Annotated in this window: 18 protein-coding genes; 9 read left to right on the top strand and 9 right to left on the bottom strand. The window is 71.4% G+C overall.

The genetic code is table 11. The features are described 5' to 3' along the window. Positions 1-30: 30 nt before the first annotated feature. Together J2X46_RS06510 and J2X46_RS06505 are read right to left on the bottom strand one after the other, a co-directional pair. Positions 31-1,503 carry a cryptochrome/photolyase family protein gene (locus J2X46_RS06510; protein WP_310248281.1) on the bottom strand — a complete coding sequence of 491 codons (1,473 nt, stop codon included), beginning with the start codon at positions 1,501-1,503 and terminating at the stop codon, positions 31-33. Positions 1,504-1,512: 9 nt separating this feature from the next. Next, a complete protein-coding gene (locus J2X46_RS06505; protein WP_310248280.1) occupies positions 1,513-2,073 on the bottom strand; it encodes a helix-turn-helix transcriptional regulator in 561 nt (186 codons plus the stop codon). Positions 2,074-2,140: 67 nt separating this feature from the next. On the opposite strand from J2X46_RS06505, the gene J2X46_RS06500 reads away from it, so the two are divergent. The 3 genes from J2X46_RS06500 to J2X46_RS06490 all read left to right on the top strand — a co-directional run bounded on the left by J2X46_RS06500 (position 2,141) and on the right by J2X46_RS06490 (position 4,966). Continuing rightward, on the top strand, positions 2,141-3,709 hold the full coding sequence (locus J2X46_RS06500; protein WP_310248278.1) for a bifunctional NAD(P)/FAD-dependent oxidoreductase/class I SAM-dependent methyltransferase: 1,569 nt from the start codon (positions 2,141-2,143) through the stop codon (positions 3,707-3,709). 35 nt (positions 3,710-3,744) lie between these two features. Then, the gene (locus J2X46_RS06495) at positions 3,745-4,233 is read left to right on the top strand and encodes a TspO/MBR family protein (protein WP_310248276.1); all 489 of its coding nucleotides are present in this window, start codon (positions 3,745-3,747) and stop codon (positions 4,231-4,233) included. Between the two features lie 82 nt (positions 4,234-4,315). Continuing rightward, positions 4,316-4,966, top strand: coding sequence for a TetR/AcrR family transcriptional regulator (locus J2X46_RS06490; RefSeq protein WP_310248273.1), 651 nt, complete (start codon positions 4,316-4,318; stop codon positions 4,964-4,966). Between the two features lie 3 nt (positions 4,967-4,969). Here J2X46_RS06490 and J2X46_RS06485 read toward each other — a convergent pair whose 3' ends face one another. From J2X46_RS06485 to J2X46_RS06475, 3 genes are read right to left on the bottom strand one after another with little or no spacing between them, the layout of a single operon-like run. Then, a complete protein-coding gene (locus tag J2X46_RS06485; RefSeq protein WP_310248271.1) occupies positions 4,970-6,523 on the bottom strand; it encodes a long-chain fatty acid--CoA ligase in 1,554 nt (517 codons plus the stop codon). A gap of 3 nt (positions 6,524-6,526) precedes the next feature. Beyond that, on the bottom strand, positions 6,527-7,654 hold the full coding sequence (locus J2X46_RS06480; protein ID WP_310248270.1) for a DUF5938 domain-containing protein: 1,128 nt from the start codon (positions 7,652-7,654) through the stop codon (positions 6,527-6,529). Between the two features lie 16 nt (positions 7,655-7,670). Continuing rightward, positions 7,671-8,462, bottom strand: a complete 792-nt coding sequence (locus J2X46_RS06475; protein WP_310248268.1) for an SDR family oxidoreductase — start codon at positions 8,460-8,462, stop codon at positions 7,671-7,673. 121 nt (positions 8,463-8,583) lie between these two features. Between J2X46_RS06475 and J2X46_RS06470 the strand changes: the two genes are divergently transcribed. Then, positions 8,584-9,234 (top strand): TetR/AcrR family transcriptional regulator, encoded by a 651-nt coding sequence (locus J2X46_RS06470; RefSeq protein ID WP_310248266.1) that lies wholly within the window; start codon positions 8,584-8,586, stop codon positions 9,232-9,234. Between the two features lie 80 nt (positions 9,235-9,314). On the opposite strand, the gene J2X46_RS06465 is transcribed toward J2X46_RS06470, so the two are convergent. Then, positions 9,315-9,737, bottom strand: coding sequence for a hypothetical protein (locus J2X46_RS06465; RefSeq protein ID WP_310248264.1), 423 nt, complete (start codon positions 9,735-9,737; stop codon positions 9,315-9,317). A gap of 94 nt (positions 9,738-9,831) precedes the next feature. On the opposite strand from J2X46_RS06465, the gene J2X46_RS06460 reads away from it, so the two are divergent. From J2X46_RS06460 to J2X46_RS06440, 5 genes are read left to right on the top strand one after another with little or no spacing between them, the layout of a single operon-like run. Beyond that, entirely contained in the window at positions 9,832-10,149 is a 318-nt protein-coding gene (locus J2X46_RS06460; RefSeq protein WP_310248261.1) for a hypothetical protein, read from the top strand. Continuing rightward, a complete protein-coding gene (locus tag J2X46_RS06455; protein WP_310248260.1) occupies positions 10,146-10,445 on the top strand; it encodes a WXG100 family type VII secretion target in 300 nt (99 codons plus the stop codon). The genes J2X46_RS06460 and J2X46_RS06455 overlap by 4 nt, the downstream gene beginning before the upstream one ends. Next, on the top strand, positions 10,442-11,740 hold the full coding sequence (locus J2X46_RS06450; protein ID WP_310248259.1) for a hypothetical protein: 1,299 nt from the start codon (positions 10,442-10,444) through the stop codon (positions 11,738-11,740). The genes J2X46_RS06455 and J2X46_RS06450 overlap by 4 nt, the downstream gene beginning before the upstream one ends. After that, entirely contained in the window at positions 11,737-12,087 is a 351-nt protein-coding gene (locus J2X46_RS06445; RefSeq protein ID WP_310248257.1) for a hypothetical protein, read from the top strand. The genes J2X46_RS06450 and J2X46_RS06445 overlap by 4 nt, the downstream gene beginning before the upstream one ends. An 11-nt stretch (positions 12,088-12,098) precedes the next feature. Next, positions 12,099-12,413, top strand: coding sequence for a hypothetical protein (locus J2X46_RS06440; protein WP_310248253.1), 315 nt, complete (start codon positions 12,099-12,101; stop codon positions 12,411-12,413). A 3-nt stretch (positions 12,414-12,416) separates the two neighbouring features. On the opposite strand, the gene J2X46_RS06435 is transcribed toward J2X46_RS06440, so the two are convergent. The 3 genes from J2X46_RS06435 to J2X46_RS06425 form a co-directional block, all read right to left on the bottom strand. Then, positions 12,417-12,908: a hypothetical protein gene (locus tag J2X46_RS06435; protein ID WP_310248251.1), complete on the bottom strand. Its 492-nt coding sequence runs from the start codon at positions 12,906-12,908 to the stop codon at positions 12,417-12,419. Between the two features lie 49 nt (positions 12,909-12,957). Beyond that, positions 12,958-14,181, bottom strand: a complete 1,224-nt coding sequence (locus J2X46_RS06430) for a DUF222 domain-containing protein (RefSeq protein ID WP_310248249.1) — start codon at positions 14,179-14,181, stop codon at positions 12,958-12,960. Between the two features lie 243 nt (positions 14,182-14,424). Next, entirely contained in the window at positions 14,425-15,543 is a 1,119-nt protein-coding gene (locus J2X46_RS06425) for a serine hydrolase domain-containing protein (protein ID WP_310248246.1), read from the bottom strand. Between the last annotated feature and the right edge of the window lie 46 nt (positions 15,544-15,589).

The raw sequence follows: 15,589 nt of genomic DNA, 5'->3' as shown, positions 1-15,589 counted from the left end.
AAGCGGGAGGTATGGGTGCCAAGTACCCCATCAGGGCGCCCGGTTGCCCCGGGCGCCCTCCTGCTCGACCAGCTCGGCGAGGTCGCTGAGCCGGTCCAGGCCATGCACCGCGCGCGACATCCGCTGGTTGGCGGCGAACCGCTCGCGGTGCCGGTCGAGGAACCACCAGTAGCCCGCGCTGAACGGGCACGCGTCCTCCCCCACCCGCACCTTCGGGTCGAAGCGGCACGAGCCGCAGTGGTCGGACATCTTGTTGATGTAGGCGCCGCCGGACGTGTAGGGCTTGGTCGCCATCACGCCGCCGTCGGCGTGCTGCGACATGCCGACCACGTTGGGCACCATCACCCAGTCGTAGCCGTCGACGAAGGCGCGGTGGAACCAGTCGGTCACCTGCGTCGGCGCCCACCCGCGCTGGAGGGCGTACGAGCCCAGCACCATCAGCCGCGGGATGTGGTGCACCCAGCCGTGCTCGGCGACCTGGTCGAGGGTGTGCGAGAGACAACGCGCGTCGGTGGCGTCCGCGTCGAGCTCGGCGAACCACTGCGGCAGCCGCTCGGTGGCGCGCAGCTCGTTGGTGCGGCGGTAGCCGTCGCCCTCGTGCCAGTAGAGGTGCCAGACGTAGTCGCGCCAGCCGATGACCTGTCGCACGAACCCTTCCACGCTGGCGATCGGCGCCGCCCCGGAGCGGTACGCCGCCTCGGCGCGCTCGGCGACCTCGAGCGGATCGAGCAGCCCGAGGTTCATCGGGGCGCTGACCAGGCTGTGCGCCATCCACGGGTCGCCCTCGAGGATCGCGTCCTCGTGGGCGCCGAAGTGCGGCAGCCGATGCTCGACGAAGTGGTCGAGAGCGGCCAGCGCCTCGCGCCGCGTCGCGGGGAAGCGCCGCGGGCCGTCGCGCCCGATCGTCTCGATGACGCCGTCGCGCTCCCAGCGGTCGAGGTCCTCGCGCACCTCGGCGTCGACGTCGTCCTCCTCGGGCCACCAGGGCTCGTCCACGCCGAGCGTCGCCGCGCCCTTCGGCGGGGGCTCGCGGTTGTCGTGGTCGAAGTTCCACCGCCCGCCGGCCGGGTCGCTGCCGTCGACCAGCACACCGTGCGCCAGCCGCGCGCGGCGGTAGAAGTCCTCCATCAGCAACCGCGTGCCCTTGCGGCCCTCGGCCCAGCGCTCGAAGTCGTCCCGTGGCGTCGCGAAGCCCCGCGGTGGGAGGACGGTCGCGCCGAGCCGCTCGACCAGTCCCAGCGCGGCGTACGACGTCGGGTGCACGACCTCGAGGTCGCCGACCTCGCCGGCCACCTCGGCGTACGTCTCGGCGCGGACGTAGGTCATCCGGTCGCCGAAGTCGGCGGCGCGGTGCCGCATCGCGCTGAGGACGAGGTGCGCCTTGGCCCGGTGGAAGCGGCGTCGCCGGAAGACACCCAGCGACTCGACCAGCAGCAACGGCCCGCGGTGGTCGTCGGTGAAGTGCGGGCCGAGCTGGTCGCCGAACAGCCAGCGGGTGGTCATGGACCCAACCTACGAGCGGACGTGCATCCGCTCGCCCTGCGGGCCGAAGATCGCCAGCACCTCGGCCGGCGTCGGACCGGGATTGCCCACCCAGTGGGGCGTGCGGGTGTCGAACTCGACGACCTCGCCCGGACCGAGGGTGAGGTCGCGGCTGCCGAGGATGAGCCGCACCTTCCCGCTGAGGACGTAGAGCCACTCGTAGCCCTCGTGAGTCTTCAGCGACGGCCCGGGGTCGTCGTCGACCGGCATGATCATCTTGAACGACTGGAGCCCGCCCGGCCGGCGGGTGAGCGAGATGAAAGTGCGGCCGTGCCGCACGGTCGGCTTCGAGCGGATCCGCGGGTCGCCGGTCTCCGGTGCGTCGACCAGCTCGTCGAGGGCCACCCGGTGGGCGCGCGCCAGCGGCAGCAGCAGCTCGAGGGTGGGCTTGCGCTGGCCCGACTCCAGCCGCGAGAGCGTGCTGACGGAGATGCCGGTCTCCTCCGCCAGGTCGGTCAGGGTGGCCTCGCGCTCGAGGCGCAGCTGACGCAGCCGCGGGCCGACCGCGCGCAGCACTCCGTCGTCGTCCATTCCCCTAGTTTGCCACTTCGGCAAGAATGTTTGTCAATCCCGACAAGGCCGGTGCATCCTCGGGAGCATGGACGAGATGAAGACCTATGACGTGGTGGTGGTCGGCGGCGGCGTAGCCGGCCTGAGCGGGGCGATGGCCCTCGGGCGGTCGCGGAGGTCGGTGCTGGTCATCGACGCCGGCGAGCCCCGCAACGCGCCTGCCGACCACGCCCACAACTACCTCGGCCGCGAGGGCGTCCCGCCGCGCGAGCTCCTCGAGATCGGCCGCGCCGAGGTGGCGGCGTACGGCGTCGAGGTGCTCGACGACCGCGTCGTCGGGCTCTCCGGCGAGGTCGACGACTTCCTGGTGACCACCGCGGGCGGGCGGCGGGTGCGCGCGAGGCGCATCCTGGTCACCGGCGGTGTCGTCGACGAGCTGCCCGACGTGCCGGGGCTGGCCGAGCGCTGGGGCCACGACGTGCTGCACTGCCCCTACTGCCACGGCTGGGAGGTGCGCGACCAGGCGATCGCCGTCCTCGCGACCACGCCGATGGCCGCCCACCAGGCGCTGCTGTTCCGCCAGCTCTCCGACGACGTCGTGGTGGTCGTGCACGACGGGGTCGAGATCGCCGCCGAGGAGGAGGAGCGGCTCGGTGCCATCGGCGTCCGCTTCCACCACGGCACCCCGCAGGAGGTCGTCACCGACGGCGACGCGCTGGTGGGCCTGCGGCTCGCGGACGGCTCCGTGCTCGAGCGGCAGGCCATCGTGGTGGGCACGAAGCCGCACGTCCGCGCCGACTTCCTCGCCCCGGTCGGGATCGAGCCGAAGCCCTTCGAGATGAACGGCGTCGCCTTCGGGTCGGTGATCGAGGTCGAGCCCACCGGTGCCACCGCGGTGCCCGGCATCTTCGCGGCCGGCAACGCCACGGACATCTCGATGATGCTCATCGCCTCCGCCGCGCACGGCCTGCGGGTCGGCGCCTGGATCAACGCCGAGATCGCCGGCGCCGACGCGACCAAGGCCGCGCAGGCCCGCCGTGACGGCTTCTTCGAGCGGCCCGCCTGGGAGGAGCGATACTCCGGCGACAAGGTCTGGAGCGGGCGGGTCAACGCCCAGCTCGAGGCCGAGGCCACCTCCCTCGCGCCGGGCCGCGCGCTCGACATCGGCTGCGGCGAGGGCGGCGACGCGATCTGGCTGGCCTCCCGGGGCTGGTCGGTGACCGCGGTCGACTTCGCCGATGCCGCCCTCGTGCGCACGCAGGCGCACGCCGCCGAGGCAGGGGTCGGCGAGCGGGTCGAGACCCGCCGCGTCGACGTACGCACCTTCGTGCCCGACGGCGAGACGTGGGACCTCATCACGTCCCACTTCTTCCACCTGCCCGACGGCGGCATGCCCGATGTCGTACGACGTCTCGCCGCCGCGGTGGCGCCGGGCGGCACGTTGCTGGTGGTCGGGCACCACCCCGAGGACCTGGCGACCGGGCTGCGGCACGGGCACGACAGCTTCATGTTCACCGCCGACCAGCTGGCGCCGGCGCTCCCGGACGACTTCGTGGTCGAGGTGTGCGAGGCGCGGTCCCGCACGCAGGTCCACCCGAACACCGGCGAGGACGTCACCGTCGCCGACGCCGTGCTGCGCGCCCGTCGCAAGGGGTGAGCCGCCGCTGGGGGCAGGTCGGCAGGATGGAGGACATGAGCACCCGGGAGCTCCACCTCAGCCCGCCGGCCCGTCCCTGGTGGACGCTGCTGCCCTTCCTGGTCGCGGTCGTCGCCGTCGCCGGGGTCGGTGGCCTCGCGGCCGCGGGCTCGCAGGAGACCTACCGCGCGCTCGAGCTGCCGCCGTACGCGCCGCCGTCGTGGCTGTTCGGGCCGGTGTGGTCCGTGCTCTACCTGATGATCGGCGTCGCGGGCTGGCTGCTGTGGCGCGACCGCGGCTGGGACCGCACCCTCTGGCTCTGGACGGCGCAGCTGCTGCTCAACCTGGCGTGGACGCCGCTCTTCTTCGCAGCCGACCTCTACACCGTCGCGCTGGTGGAGATCGTCGCGCTCGACGTGGCCGTCGCACTGCTCGTCGCGTGGGCGTGGCGCGGGTCGCGGATCGCGGCCTGGCTGCTGGTCCCCTACCTCGCGTGGGTCTGCTTCGCGACGGCCCTCAACGCCGGGATCGTGGTGCTCAACTAGGATCTGGACCGTTGTCCGGGAGTCAGTGAATTGTTGACGACAGGTGGACGAGAGGCAGATCTCCCACACGTAGTGTCGCGTCATGGCAGCGCCCGGACCGGCCTACGTGAGCGACCTCGTCGCCCCTGGTGCGGCGCGCCCGAGCAAGCACGACAGCCGCCGTGACCAGCTCGCGGAGTCGGCACTGATGACCCTCGGCGAGCTCGGCTACGCGCGGACCACGCTGCGTGACATCGCGCAGAACTCGCCGTTCTCGCACGGCGTCGTGCACTACTACTTCTCCAGCAAGGAGGAGCTGATCCTCTACTGCGTGCGCTACTACGAGCGCACGTGCGTGACGAGGTACGACGGTGTGGTGCAGCGCGCCACCACCGCCGAGGAGATGCGCTCGGGCCTGATCGCCAAGGTGGAGGAGACCATCCGCGAGGAGGCCCCTCTGCACCAGCTCTGGTACGACCTGCGCAACCAGGCGATGTTCGAGCCGGCACTGCGCGACGTGGTGCTCGACATCGACGCCCAGCTCCAGGCGATGGTCTGGCGGATCGTCACCCGCTACGCCGAGCTCGCCGGTCAGCAGCCGCTCATCGACTCGTCGGCCTGCTACGCCATCTTCGACGGACTCTTCGCGCAGACGCTCCTGGCGTGGGCGGCCGGGCCCGAGGACCGGCGCGAACGCGCCCTCGAGGCGCTCACCGGTCGCGTCGACGCGCTGCTGCCGACCTTGTTCGCCTGAGGCCTACGCCGGTCCGGCCAGCTCGGCCTTGATGTCGGTCTTGAGGACCTTGCCCACCTTCGAGCGCGGCAGGTCGGTCCACACGTGGACCTCCTTCGGCGCCTTCACCGAGCCGATCCGCTGCTTGACGAAGGCGGTCAGCTCGTCGGGGTCGACCGTGGCACCGGGGTGCGCCTGCACCACGACGACCACCCGCTCGCCCCACTTCTCGTCGGGCAGCCCGATGACCGCGCAGTCCTGGACGGCCTCATGGGCGAGCACGGCCTGCTCGACCTCGGTCGAGTACACGTTGAAGCCGCCGGTGATGATCATGTCCTTGGCCCGGTCGACGATGTGGAGGAAGCCCTCGTCGTCGAGGAAGCCGATGTCGCCGGTGTGCAGCCAGCCGTTGCGCAGCGTGCGCGCGGTCTCGTCGGGGTTCTGCCAGTAGCCGGCCATCACCAGCGACGAGCGGGCGCAGATCTCTCCCCGCTCCCCCGGCGCCACCGGTCGGTCGCCCTCGCCGAGGATCGCGACGTTGACCAGCGGCGCGGGCCGGCCGGAGCTGGTGAGCCGCTCGGTGGCGATCGAGCCGTCCGCCCGGAAGTGGTCGGCCGGCGGCATCATCGAGATCATCATCGGCGCCTCGGTCTGGCCGAACAGCTGCGCCATCACGGGCCCGATGCGGGTCAGCGCCTCCTCGAGCCGTGACGCCGACATCGGGGCCGCGCCGTACCAGAAGCACTGCAGGCTGCTCAGGTCCGTCGACTCGAGGGCGGGGCTGCCGAGCACCATGTAGATCAGCGTCGGCGGCAGGAACGTGTGCGTCACGCCGTGCTCCTGCACGAGCCGCAGGAAGCCGCCGACGTCGGGTGCGCGCATGATCACGACCTCGCCGCCGAGTGACAGCACCGGGAAGCAGAGCACGCCGGCGGCGTGGGTGAGCGGCGCCAGCGCGAGGTAGACCGGCGGCCCGTCGAAGGGATAGCCCATCAACGTCAGCGCGGTCATCGTCTCGATGTTGGTGGGCGTGAGCATCACGCCCTTGGGGCGGCCGGTGGTGCCCCCGGTGCCGACGAGCATTGCCAGCTCGTCGGCACCGGGGGGTCCGTGGTCCTCGGGCACCTCAGCCGCAGCGCCCGAGGAGAGGAAGTCGGCGAAGGTGAGAGCGGCGTCGTCGGCGTCGTCGGCATCGAGGCAGACCCACGTGTGCACGCCGGGCAGGTCGTCGCGGATCGCCGCGACCAGCGGCGCGAAGCCCGACTGGAAGAGCACGACCTCGGCGCCGAAGAGCTCGAGCAGCTCGCGGTTCTCGGCCGCCTCGTTGCGCGGGTTGATCGGGCACCACACGCCGCCGGCCCGGCTGATCCCGAAGACACAGGTGAAGGCGACCGGGTCGTTGGCGGACAGGATCGCCACCCGTCCGCCGGCACCGAGGCCGCGCGCCAGCAGCGCTGCCGCCACCTGCCGCGACAGCGCCACCACGTCGTCGTACGACATCGAGGTGCCGTCGGTGGTCAGGCAGGGGCGGTCCGCGCCGAGGCTGGCGCCCTTGTCGAGGTAGTCGTGGAGCCGCACGCGTCAGTCCTGCGTCGTCAGCACCGGCGGGGAGACGAGGCCGAAGGTGCGCAGCACCCCGAGCAGCTCGTGGTGGCCGAAGGCCTGGCAGCCCGACGCGAAGCCGGCGCGCCGCGGCGGCTGCTGGAGCAGCGAGTAGGCGGCGTAGGCCTGCATCAGGCCGGTCTGCTTGTAGTTGGAGTTGCCGTGGATGACGCAGTGCGCGCGGCCGAGCGGGCCGGACGCGTGCACCGAGTCGAGGGACTTGTTGACGCGCGGGTTCTCCCGCGGCGGCATCTGGTCCATCACCTGGCGGGCGGTCGCGGTGAGCGCGGCGGCCTTGTCGGCGTCGTTCATGTCCTTGGTCGCCTCGAGCGCGCCCGCCACGATCTGCGGCACGCCGTTCATCAGCGCCGCGTTGAAGACACCGCCCTGCGCCTTGCAGTTGGCCACGCGCGGGTCGCGCTTGAACCACACCGGGTGCGACGTGCCGCCCCACGGCAGCGACAGCGCGAGGTCGTGCTGCCCGGGCACCACGAGCGGCACGAGTCCCTGCCCGGGATCCCAGGCGACGTACGCGTTCTGGGCGAGGTAGTGCGCGGCCGAGGACGCGGCGTTGACGAGGATCGTCTCGGTCGAGGCGATGGTCGGGGAGCCGCCCCAGAAGACCGCGATGTCGAGGGTGTCGAGGCCGGGCTTCTCCAGGCAGAGCTGGGCGGCGATCTCGCCGGTGGTGTACATCTGCGCGATGCCGGGCGAGAGCAGCAGCCCCTTCTCGGCGAACTTCGCGCCCCAGTTCTCGTCGCAGTCGATCAGCCAGTCCTGCTCGCCGGTCGTGTCGGTGTAGTGGACGCCGGCCTTCAGCGCCGCCTCGACCACGACCGGGCCCAGCGTGCTGAACGGGCCGACCGTGTTGCACACGACCGAGGCGCCGTCGAAGAGCTCGGCCAGGCTCTCGACGTCGTGGTCGACCGTCCTGATCTCGTAGTCGGCGGTCTCGATGCCGGCCACGTTGGTGGCCATGGCGGACTCGAGCTTGTCCTGGCTGCGTCCGGCCGCGACGAACGGCACGTGGTACTCGCGGAGGTACTCGCAGATCAGGCGGCCGGTGTAGCCGGACGCTCCGTAGACGACGACCTTCTTCTCGCTCATCTGATGCCTTCCTCTCTCACATGCCCATGCCGCCGTCGACCGGGAGGCCGATGCCGGTGATGAAGCGGGACTGGTCGGAGGCGAGGAAGACCACGGCGTCGGCCATGTCCTCGACCTCGCCGAGGCGGCCGGCGGGGGTGAGCTCGACGACGGCGCCGACGGCCTCCTCCGCACTGCCGTACAAGCCGATCGCGGCCATGTCGTTGGCGAGCCCGGCGCCCATCGCGGTGGGCACGAGGCCGGGGTAGATGCAGTTGACGCGCACGCCGTAGCCGAGCTTGCCGGATTCCATCGCCGCGACGCGGGTCATCCGGTCGACCGCCGACTTGGTGCCGGAGTAGATGGAGATCGCGGGGAAGGCGATGGTCGCGGCGACCGAGGAGATGTTGATGATCGAGCCGCCCTTGCCGGCGGCTCCGTCGGGTCGCATCGCGCGCAGGCCGTGCTTGAGGCCGAGGGCGGTGCCGAGGATGTTGACGTCGAGCATCTTGCGGATGTCGTCGGGCTGCACCTCGGTGATGAGGCTGCTGATCTCGATGCCGGCATTGTTGACCAGCACGTCGAGGCCGCCGAGCTGCTCGACGGTGGCGGCGATGGCCGATTCCCAGCCGGCCTCGTCGGTCACGTCGAGGCGGACGAAGCCGTGCCCGTCGCCGAGCGCCGCTGCGGTGTCGGCGCCGGCGTCGTTGACGTCGGCGATCATCACGCGCGCCCCCGCTGCCGCGAGGGCCTTGGCCATCCCCTCGCCCAGTCCCTGGGCACCTCCCGTCACGAGTGCGACGCGGCCGGTCAGGTCGATTCCAGGCATCGAGGTTCTCCTCTGCAGGGGCGTGGGTGACGGGCATCACACTGTCCCTCGTCCTTTACGACTGTCAAGAAAACCTTTGGACAAATGTCAAAAACGGGGGGTGCGTGCGTAGGATCAGCCCATGGCCGTTCCTCCCGCCCCCGCCGCCGTCGACCCGATGGCCGCGGCAGCCGCGCGCGTGAGCCGCCACGACAACCGTCGCGACCAGCTCGCCGAGTCGGCGCTCGTGACCCTCGGCAACCTCGGCTACGCCAAGTCCTCGCTGCGCGAGATCGCCCAGCGCTCGCCCTTCACGCACGGCGTCGTGCACTACTACTTCTCCAACAAGGAGGAGCTGATCACCTACTGCGTGCGCTACTACAAGGCCACCTGCGTCACCCGCTACGACGAGATCGTGACGACCTCGTCGACGGCCGAGGAGCTGCAGTCGGGCTTCGCCGCCAAGCTCGCGGAGACCATCCGCGAGGAGGGCCCGATGCACCAGCTCTGGTACGACCTGCGCAACCAGTCGATGTTCGAGCCCGCCCTCCGCGAGGTCGTCCTCGAGATCGACGGCCAGCTCCAGGCGATGATCTGGCGCGTCATCACGAAGTACGCCGACCTCGCCGGCCGCGAGCCCGCCCTCGACCCGGCCACCACCTACGGCCTGCTCGACGGCCTCTTCGCCCAGACCCTCCTGGCCTGGGCCACCGGACCCGAGGGCGACCGGGAGTCCGTGCTCGACGTCCTCACGGCCCGCGTCGACACCCTGATGCCGACCCTCCTCCGCTGACCGGGCGCTTCGTGCGCGTCCTGGGCGCTGAGCGGGCGCTTCGTGCCCGTCACGGCAGGTGACCGGGCGGTTCGTGCCCGTCAGGCGAGCTCGTTGCCGCCCGTCGGTCGCCTGCCGCGACTGCGGACGGTGGCGGCCGCCTTCTTCGCTCGGGCGCGCGCCCGGGTGTCGTCGTACTGCTCCGGGGTCATCCGCTGCGAGAGCCTCGCCCGCCTGGTGAGCTCGTCGAGCTCGATGTCGGGCAGGGGGTACGCCGTGATCGGCTCGTCGCCGGAGTAGACGACCCAGATCACCTGGTCGCCGTGGAGCTGGCGGAGCACCGAGCCGTCGACGACGGTGCGGGCCTTCTCGACCGCGCGACGGCGGTTGGCGGCACGGGCGCTCCTGATCTTGACCTGCTCGGCCGCTGCCTTGCCGGCGGTGTCCCAGGCGACCTTGGCCTGCGGGCCGTACTTCGCGGCCAGCTTGCCGGCGTTCTTCGCGGCCGGGATCAGCTTGCTCATGCGTCCTTTCTACAGGTCCGGTCTGCGCGTGGTTGTCCACAGATTGCTCCGGACGGGTGTTGCCGACACCCTCGCGCGGCCGAGCATCGAACCCATGATCTTCTCGGGAACGCTCGCCCTCGACCCCGCGTCGCACGCCGCGTCGACCTCGTCCCTCCGCACGCGGCTCTCGGACCTGGAGTCGCGTCGCCGGTCGGCGCGCGACGCGGTCGAGCTGGTGCTGGAGACCTGGCACGGCGAGGCCGCCGACCGCTTCCTCGTCCACTGGCAGGAGTGGGACCGCGGCGCCCTCCTCGTCACCGAGCAGCTCGCTGCCGGGATCGAGGCGCTCGACCGGGTCAGGGCCGACGTCGTCGGCGTCGACCGGGCCCGGGCGTGCGCCAGCGCTGACCTCGCCGGGCGGCTGGGATGACGACCTACGAGGTCGACCTCGACGAGGTCCGCGAGGCGCTGGCCGGGTTGGCGGGTTGCCAGCGCGACCTGATCGCCCTGGCCGGCGAGGTCGAGTCGGCGCAGGTCGGCTTGCAGGCTGACTGGACGGGGCGGGCGAGCGACGCCCAGTCGACGTCGTACGACACCTGGCGCGACGAGTGCGCGGAGATGGTCACTGCCCTCGCCGCCCTGCGCGGCATTGCGGCTGCGGCCGACGCGCACTACTCGCGCGCCGTCGCCACCAACGTCGAGCTGTGGCGGCAGGTCGCGCCATGAGGATCAGCGTCGAGTGTGGCGGCCTGGCCTCGGCGGCCGACGCGTGCCGCACGGCCAACCAGACGGCCGCGCTGCTGACCGAGTCGCTGTCCGGCAAGCTCGCCGGCTTCGGCGGCATGGCCGGCAACGACGCGTCCAGCGCCGACTTCGCGAGGTCGTACGACGCCGCGGCCGCCGAGGCCATCGCCTCGCTCGCCGGACTGACCCACTCCTTCATCGGCCTCGGCCGGCTGCTGTCCGCGACGGGCGCCAACCATGAGGCCGCGGAGGCGCAGGCCTCGGGACGGGTGGCGGCCTACTCGGGCTCGTCGCTGGCGGACTCGTTCGTCCGGGTCGCTCCCCCGTCGCAGCCCTCCAGCCTCGGCGCCCAGGAGCCGTCGTTCGGCGTCGTCGATCGCTGGATCCTTGACCAGGTCGAGGGCTTCGTGTGGCCCGGCGCCGACGTCGAGCTGCTGCGCGAGGCCGCACACGCGTGGACCCGCGCAGCTGCCTCGGTCGCCGCACTGGCAGACCACGTCGACATCGCCGAAGGACTGGTCGAGCACCAGCGCTCCCCCGAGATCCCGGCGGCACTGGCCAGTCTGGTCGAGGTGCGGACGCTGGTCGCCGACACCGCCGCCGAGCTGATGGCGCTCGGCATGGCGTGCGAGGACTACGCCGCAGCTGTCGAGGACGTCCACGCCCGCACCCGCGTCCTGCTGTCGGAGATCGCGAAGATGGTCGTCGAGGGCGCGGTCATCTCGGCCGTCGTCGGCGGCCTGACCGGCGGGCTTGGCGGCTCGGCAACCGCGGCCGCGGCCGCTGCGCGAGTCCGTGCCCAGGCACCCCGCTTCCACGCGCTGCTGGTCGGCCTGCGCGCCACGATCGCCACCGGCTCCGCGCGACTACGGTCCGCCCGTGACGCTCTCCGCAGCCTGCGCGCACGATTCGACCGCTTCGCCAAGGTCGCGGTCCGCGACGAGCGCGGCTCGATGCGCAATCCCGGCGGCTGGTGGGGTCCGCGCTACACCCGCGTCCGGCGGACCATCGACGACCCGGAGCTCTTCGACCCGGAAGACCTCCGCGGGATGAACCCTGCCGAGCTGAGGCGGATGCTCGACCACTGGGGCGTAGAACCCAGTCGCACGGGCGACGGGCTTCGATTCATAGACCCAAACATCTCCAACCGACGCATCCGGATCATGAACGGCTACGCGGGCAACAGACCGGACCGGCTCACCCACGGCCCGTATGTTGTCGTCTCCCAGAACTACGAGAGATTCAAGATCCCCCTCGAAGGGAACCCGCTCCTGTGAACGCCAACATGCTCGAACTACTCCTGATCGACCTCGAGGAAGAGTTCGACTTCGATCGCTCACTCGCTCTCTACGAGGTGAGCTGGACGCTTGCAGGGCTCGGCATGGACCGCAGCGATCCGGCCTTTGCCTCGTTGGCTCGCGAGGCCTACACCTTGTTCCGCGCAAGGCACCCCGAGCTTGTCCTTGCAAGAGGCACCTGGCCGGACCTGGTGGCGACTGCACGGCCTGTGCCCGAGGAAGGCGAGGTCGACCTCGACCCTGAGACCACGTCGGATCGGAGCACCCCGATCCTCCTGCTGGTGCACCCCGACGACCTGCCGCCCGCACCGGGTCCGACGCTGTGACCGAGGGCTGGTTGACCCAGCTGATCGAGGACGTCGAGGAAGAGTTCGACGCAATGGCGATCCTTGGCCTCTACGAGTTCACGTGGTGGCAACAGATCGGCAGTCGTCCCGATGAGCACGACCTCATCGTCGCCCGCGCCCACGAGGCCTACGCGGTCTTCAAGGAGCGCCACCCGGACACGTGGCTGGGCTGGATCACCTGGCCCGGCATGCAGCCGGAGCTGGCGCAGCGAGCAGAGCCGGACACCGAGCTCGACTTCATCCTCGACTCCACGGCGCAGAGCGATGCACCGATCCTGGTGCTCGTCGACGGCACCGTCGACTGACCCTCATGCGCGGCGCGGCCGGAGCTGGATCACGTTCGCCGGGAGCTTCCGCGCCCGTCCCGGCGTCGGCTTCGGGGCCGCGCACGACTGGGTGAGCTCCCGCTCGGAGACCCGGTTGGCGTCGACCTCCACCACCCGACCGTCGCCGGACACGACACCGTCGAGGACGTGGTCGAAGGTGAAGCCCTCGAGCAGCTGGCTGCCCTCGCCCTTGGCGCCGGCCCGGAACAGGTGGTCGACCAGGAACCGCAACGAGGGCAGCATCATGGCCGCCCGCTCGCTTGCATCCCAGGTGAGGCAGCAGCCGCCACGGCACACCTCCCACGCGAGGTACGCGAACGGCACGTCCTTGTCACCCCGGCCGGTCGTCGTACCGCGCAGGGTCCGGCCCGAGTCGGCGACGGCGTAGAGGTACGCGCGCTCGGCCTCGTTGAGCGCGGGGCGGATCCGGACGCTGCCGGTGAAGTCGTTCATACCGATGAGGTGCCCGCGCACCCAGCGCGACTAACCGGGCCGGACCAATCTGTGGACAACCCGCATCGGCCTACGTGCGCCTGGCGAAGGTGACCTTGTTGTCGGCGTGGACGGTCATCGCGTAACGGGAGTCGTGAGCGAGCCGGTGGTGGCGCGGGCACAGCAGCCGGCCGTTGGTGAGGTCGGTGAGGCCACCGCGGGACCACGGGTCGTCGTGGTGGGCGTGGCACCCCGACGCGGAGGTCTCGCACCCGCGGGCAGTGCAGCCGCCGTCGCGGAGGCCGAGCGCGAGACGCTGCGCCTTGGTGAAGAGCCGGGCGGCGCGGCCGAGGTCGAGGGGCTGGGACTGAGTGCCCAGGACGACCGGGACGATCCCTGCTTCGCACGCCAGCCGGCGAGCTTGGCCCGCACTCATGCGAGTGCCGTCATCAAGAAGGGCGGTGGCGTGCTCGGCGAGCAATTGGTCGAGCGTCAGCGTCACCATCACGGTGGCGTTGACGCCCGCGGTCTGCGGCGCCCTGTCGGTCGGGTAGCGCTCGACGTACTCGATGAATGCCTCGCCCAAGCGACGGCGCAGCGGCTTCAGCTCGCCGGACACGTCGCGCAGCTCGTCCTCGGCGTGCCGGGCCGGGTTGGCCAGGGCGAGCAGGTGGCGCTTGAGCATCGCGCCCACGTGCGAGGGAACGATGAAGCGTCCGTGGCAGCGCCCCTCGCCGTCGTCGATCAACGTGAGCTCCACAGCCGCGTCCGCGCGCGACTCCTCGGCGGCCAGCACGGCCGCCTCGTGCGACTCCCCGATCTCGGGCGCGACCACGTCGAGGATGCGCTTGCCGATCTGACGCAGGTCCCGGGCGTCGTGCTGCCTCGCGAGGTCGAGCAGCGCGTGCTCGGCATCCGCCCGGGTCTCGATGGAGACGGTCGCCGGCAGCGCATCGACCGCCTCGACCACCACTCTTGCCTGCTCGGTGCGCACCCGTCCGGCCGCGAGGTCGTGGTCCACCGCAGGATGAGCCTCGAGGCCCCGCCCCAGGGCGAGGTCGCGCCGCGCCTCGCGGTGCGTCGCCCGGGTCTCGACCGCCAGCCACGCAGCCGCGTCGCGCAGGCCATGGGCGACGGCGATGTCGTCCGCGGACGCCAGCACGCGGACGAAGAGCGCGTCGAGCTCGGACCGCGCTGCAGCGAGGGCGACCAGCGCGGCCTCCTTCTCGGACGTCGACATGAACGACGGCTCGACGCCCGACACCTGCTTCACTACGGCGCTGAGGTCGGCGGCACACTCGATGATCGGATGCACTCGCCACCTCCTCGCACGCGTTCACGGACAACGCCCAGGATCCGGGGCGGAGCGGTGAGGCATGACTGGTGGCACCGTTGCCAGGTCGTCACCTTGTGAGCTGTCAGGCATCCCGCCAGCACCAGGACGGGTTCTATGGGTGACTGTCCCGATCCCGGGATCCTCGTCACCTCAGACGATGGAACCGTTCCGGATCGGCGTGCTCCGTCCATCGTACACCTGTTCGAATACAGCGCACAAGGCCTAGAGCACAGCCGTCCAGAACGTCTTCAGCAGGTCCTCGATGCCAGGAGCGCCCAGCTCGACCTGCGTCAGGAGGACGGCGACCGGGCCCGAGGCGGGGTAGATGTACGCCGAGGTGCCGGTGCCGCCCACCCAGCCGTAGCGGCCGATCTCGTTCCACGGATCGATGAGCTCGGTGTCGACGCCGCCGCCGAAGCCCCAGCCCTGGCCGTCGAGGAAGAACCCGCCCATCTCGCGGTGCTGCGCAGTGATCTGGTCGGAGGTCATCAGCCGCACCGAGGCCGGAGTGAGGAGCGAGCCCCCGTCTGCCAGCAGCATTCGTCCGAAGGCGAGCCAGTCGTCGACGGTGGTGACCAGACCACCGGAGCCCGATGCGAAGGCGGGCGGCCGGGCGAACACCCCGTCGGGCTCGTCGCGGACCTCGAGTCCACCCTCACCCCCGCCGTAGAGCGTGGTGAACCGATCCAGAGCGGAGGCAGGCACGTGGAAGCCGCTGTCGACCATGCCCAGCGGCTCGAGCAACCGTTGCGCCATCACGTCCCCGAACGGCTGACCGGCCGCGCGCGCGACCAGCACGGCGAGCACGTCGTAGGCCGCGTTGTAGGTCCAGCCCTCCCCCGGCTGGTGCATGAGCGGGATCTCCGAGAGCCGGCGCATCCACTCGTCGGGCGGCGGCACCTCGTGGATGTCGTCGGACGCCTGGCCGAGCTCCGACATCAGCAGTGGGGTGACGGCCGACTCCCAGGTGGCGAACCCGTGACCGGCGGTCGACGTCAGCAGGTGACGCGCGGTGATCGGACGCGCACAGGGGACCGTGTCGTCCAGAGGGCTCCAGAGCGTGCGCAGGACCCGCGGCGACGCCAGCTCCGGCAGCAGCTCGGACACCGGCGCATCGAGGGAGAGCAGCCCCTCCTCGACCAGCACCATCACCAGCGCCGCGGTCAGCGGCTTGGTGATCGAGGCACCGCGGAAGATCGAGTCGCGCGCCATCGGAGTGCCGTCCGACCCCTGCACCCCGAGCGCCTCGACGACCACCTCGTCGCCCCGCGCGACGAGCGCGACCACGCCCGGGATCTCACCCGAGTCGACGTACGGCGACAGCGCTCCGCGCAGGTCCATGCCGACCAACCTAGCCACGAGCGCCGACAGGGGGAGGCGACCCCGA

The sequence above is a fragment of the Nocardioides sp. BE266 genome, from assembly GCF_031457855.1.
Lineage (GTDB): Bacteria > Actinomycetota > Actinomycetes > Propionibacteriales > Nocardioidaceae > Nocardioides.
The sequence above is the reverse complement of the archived record's forward strand: the minus strand, read 5'-3'. Positions and strand labels throughout refer to the sequence as shown.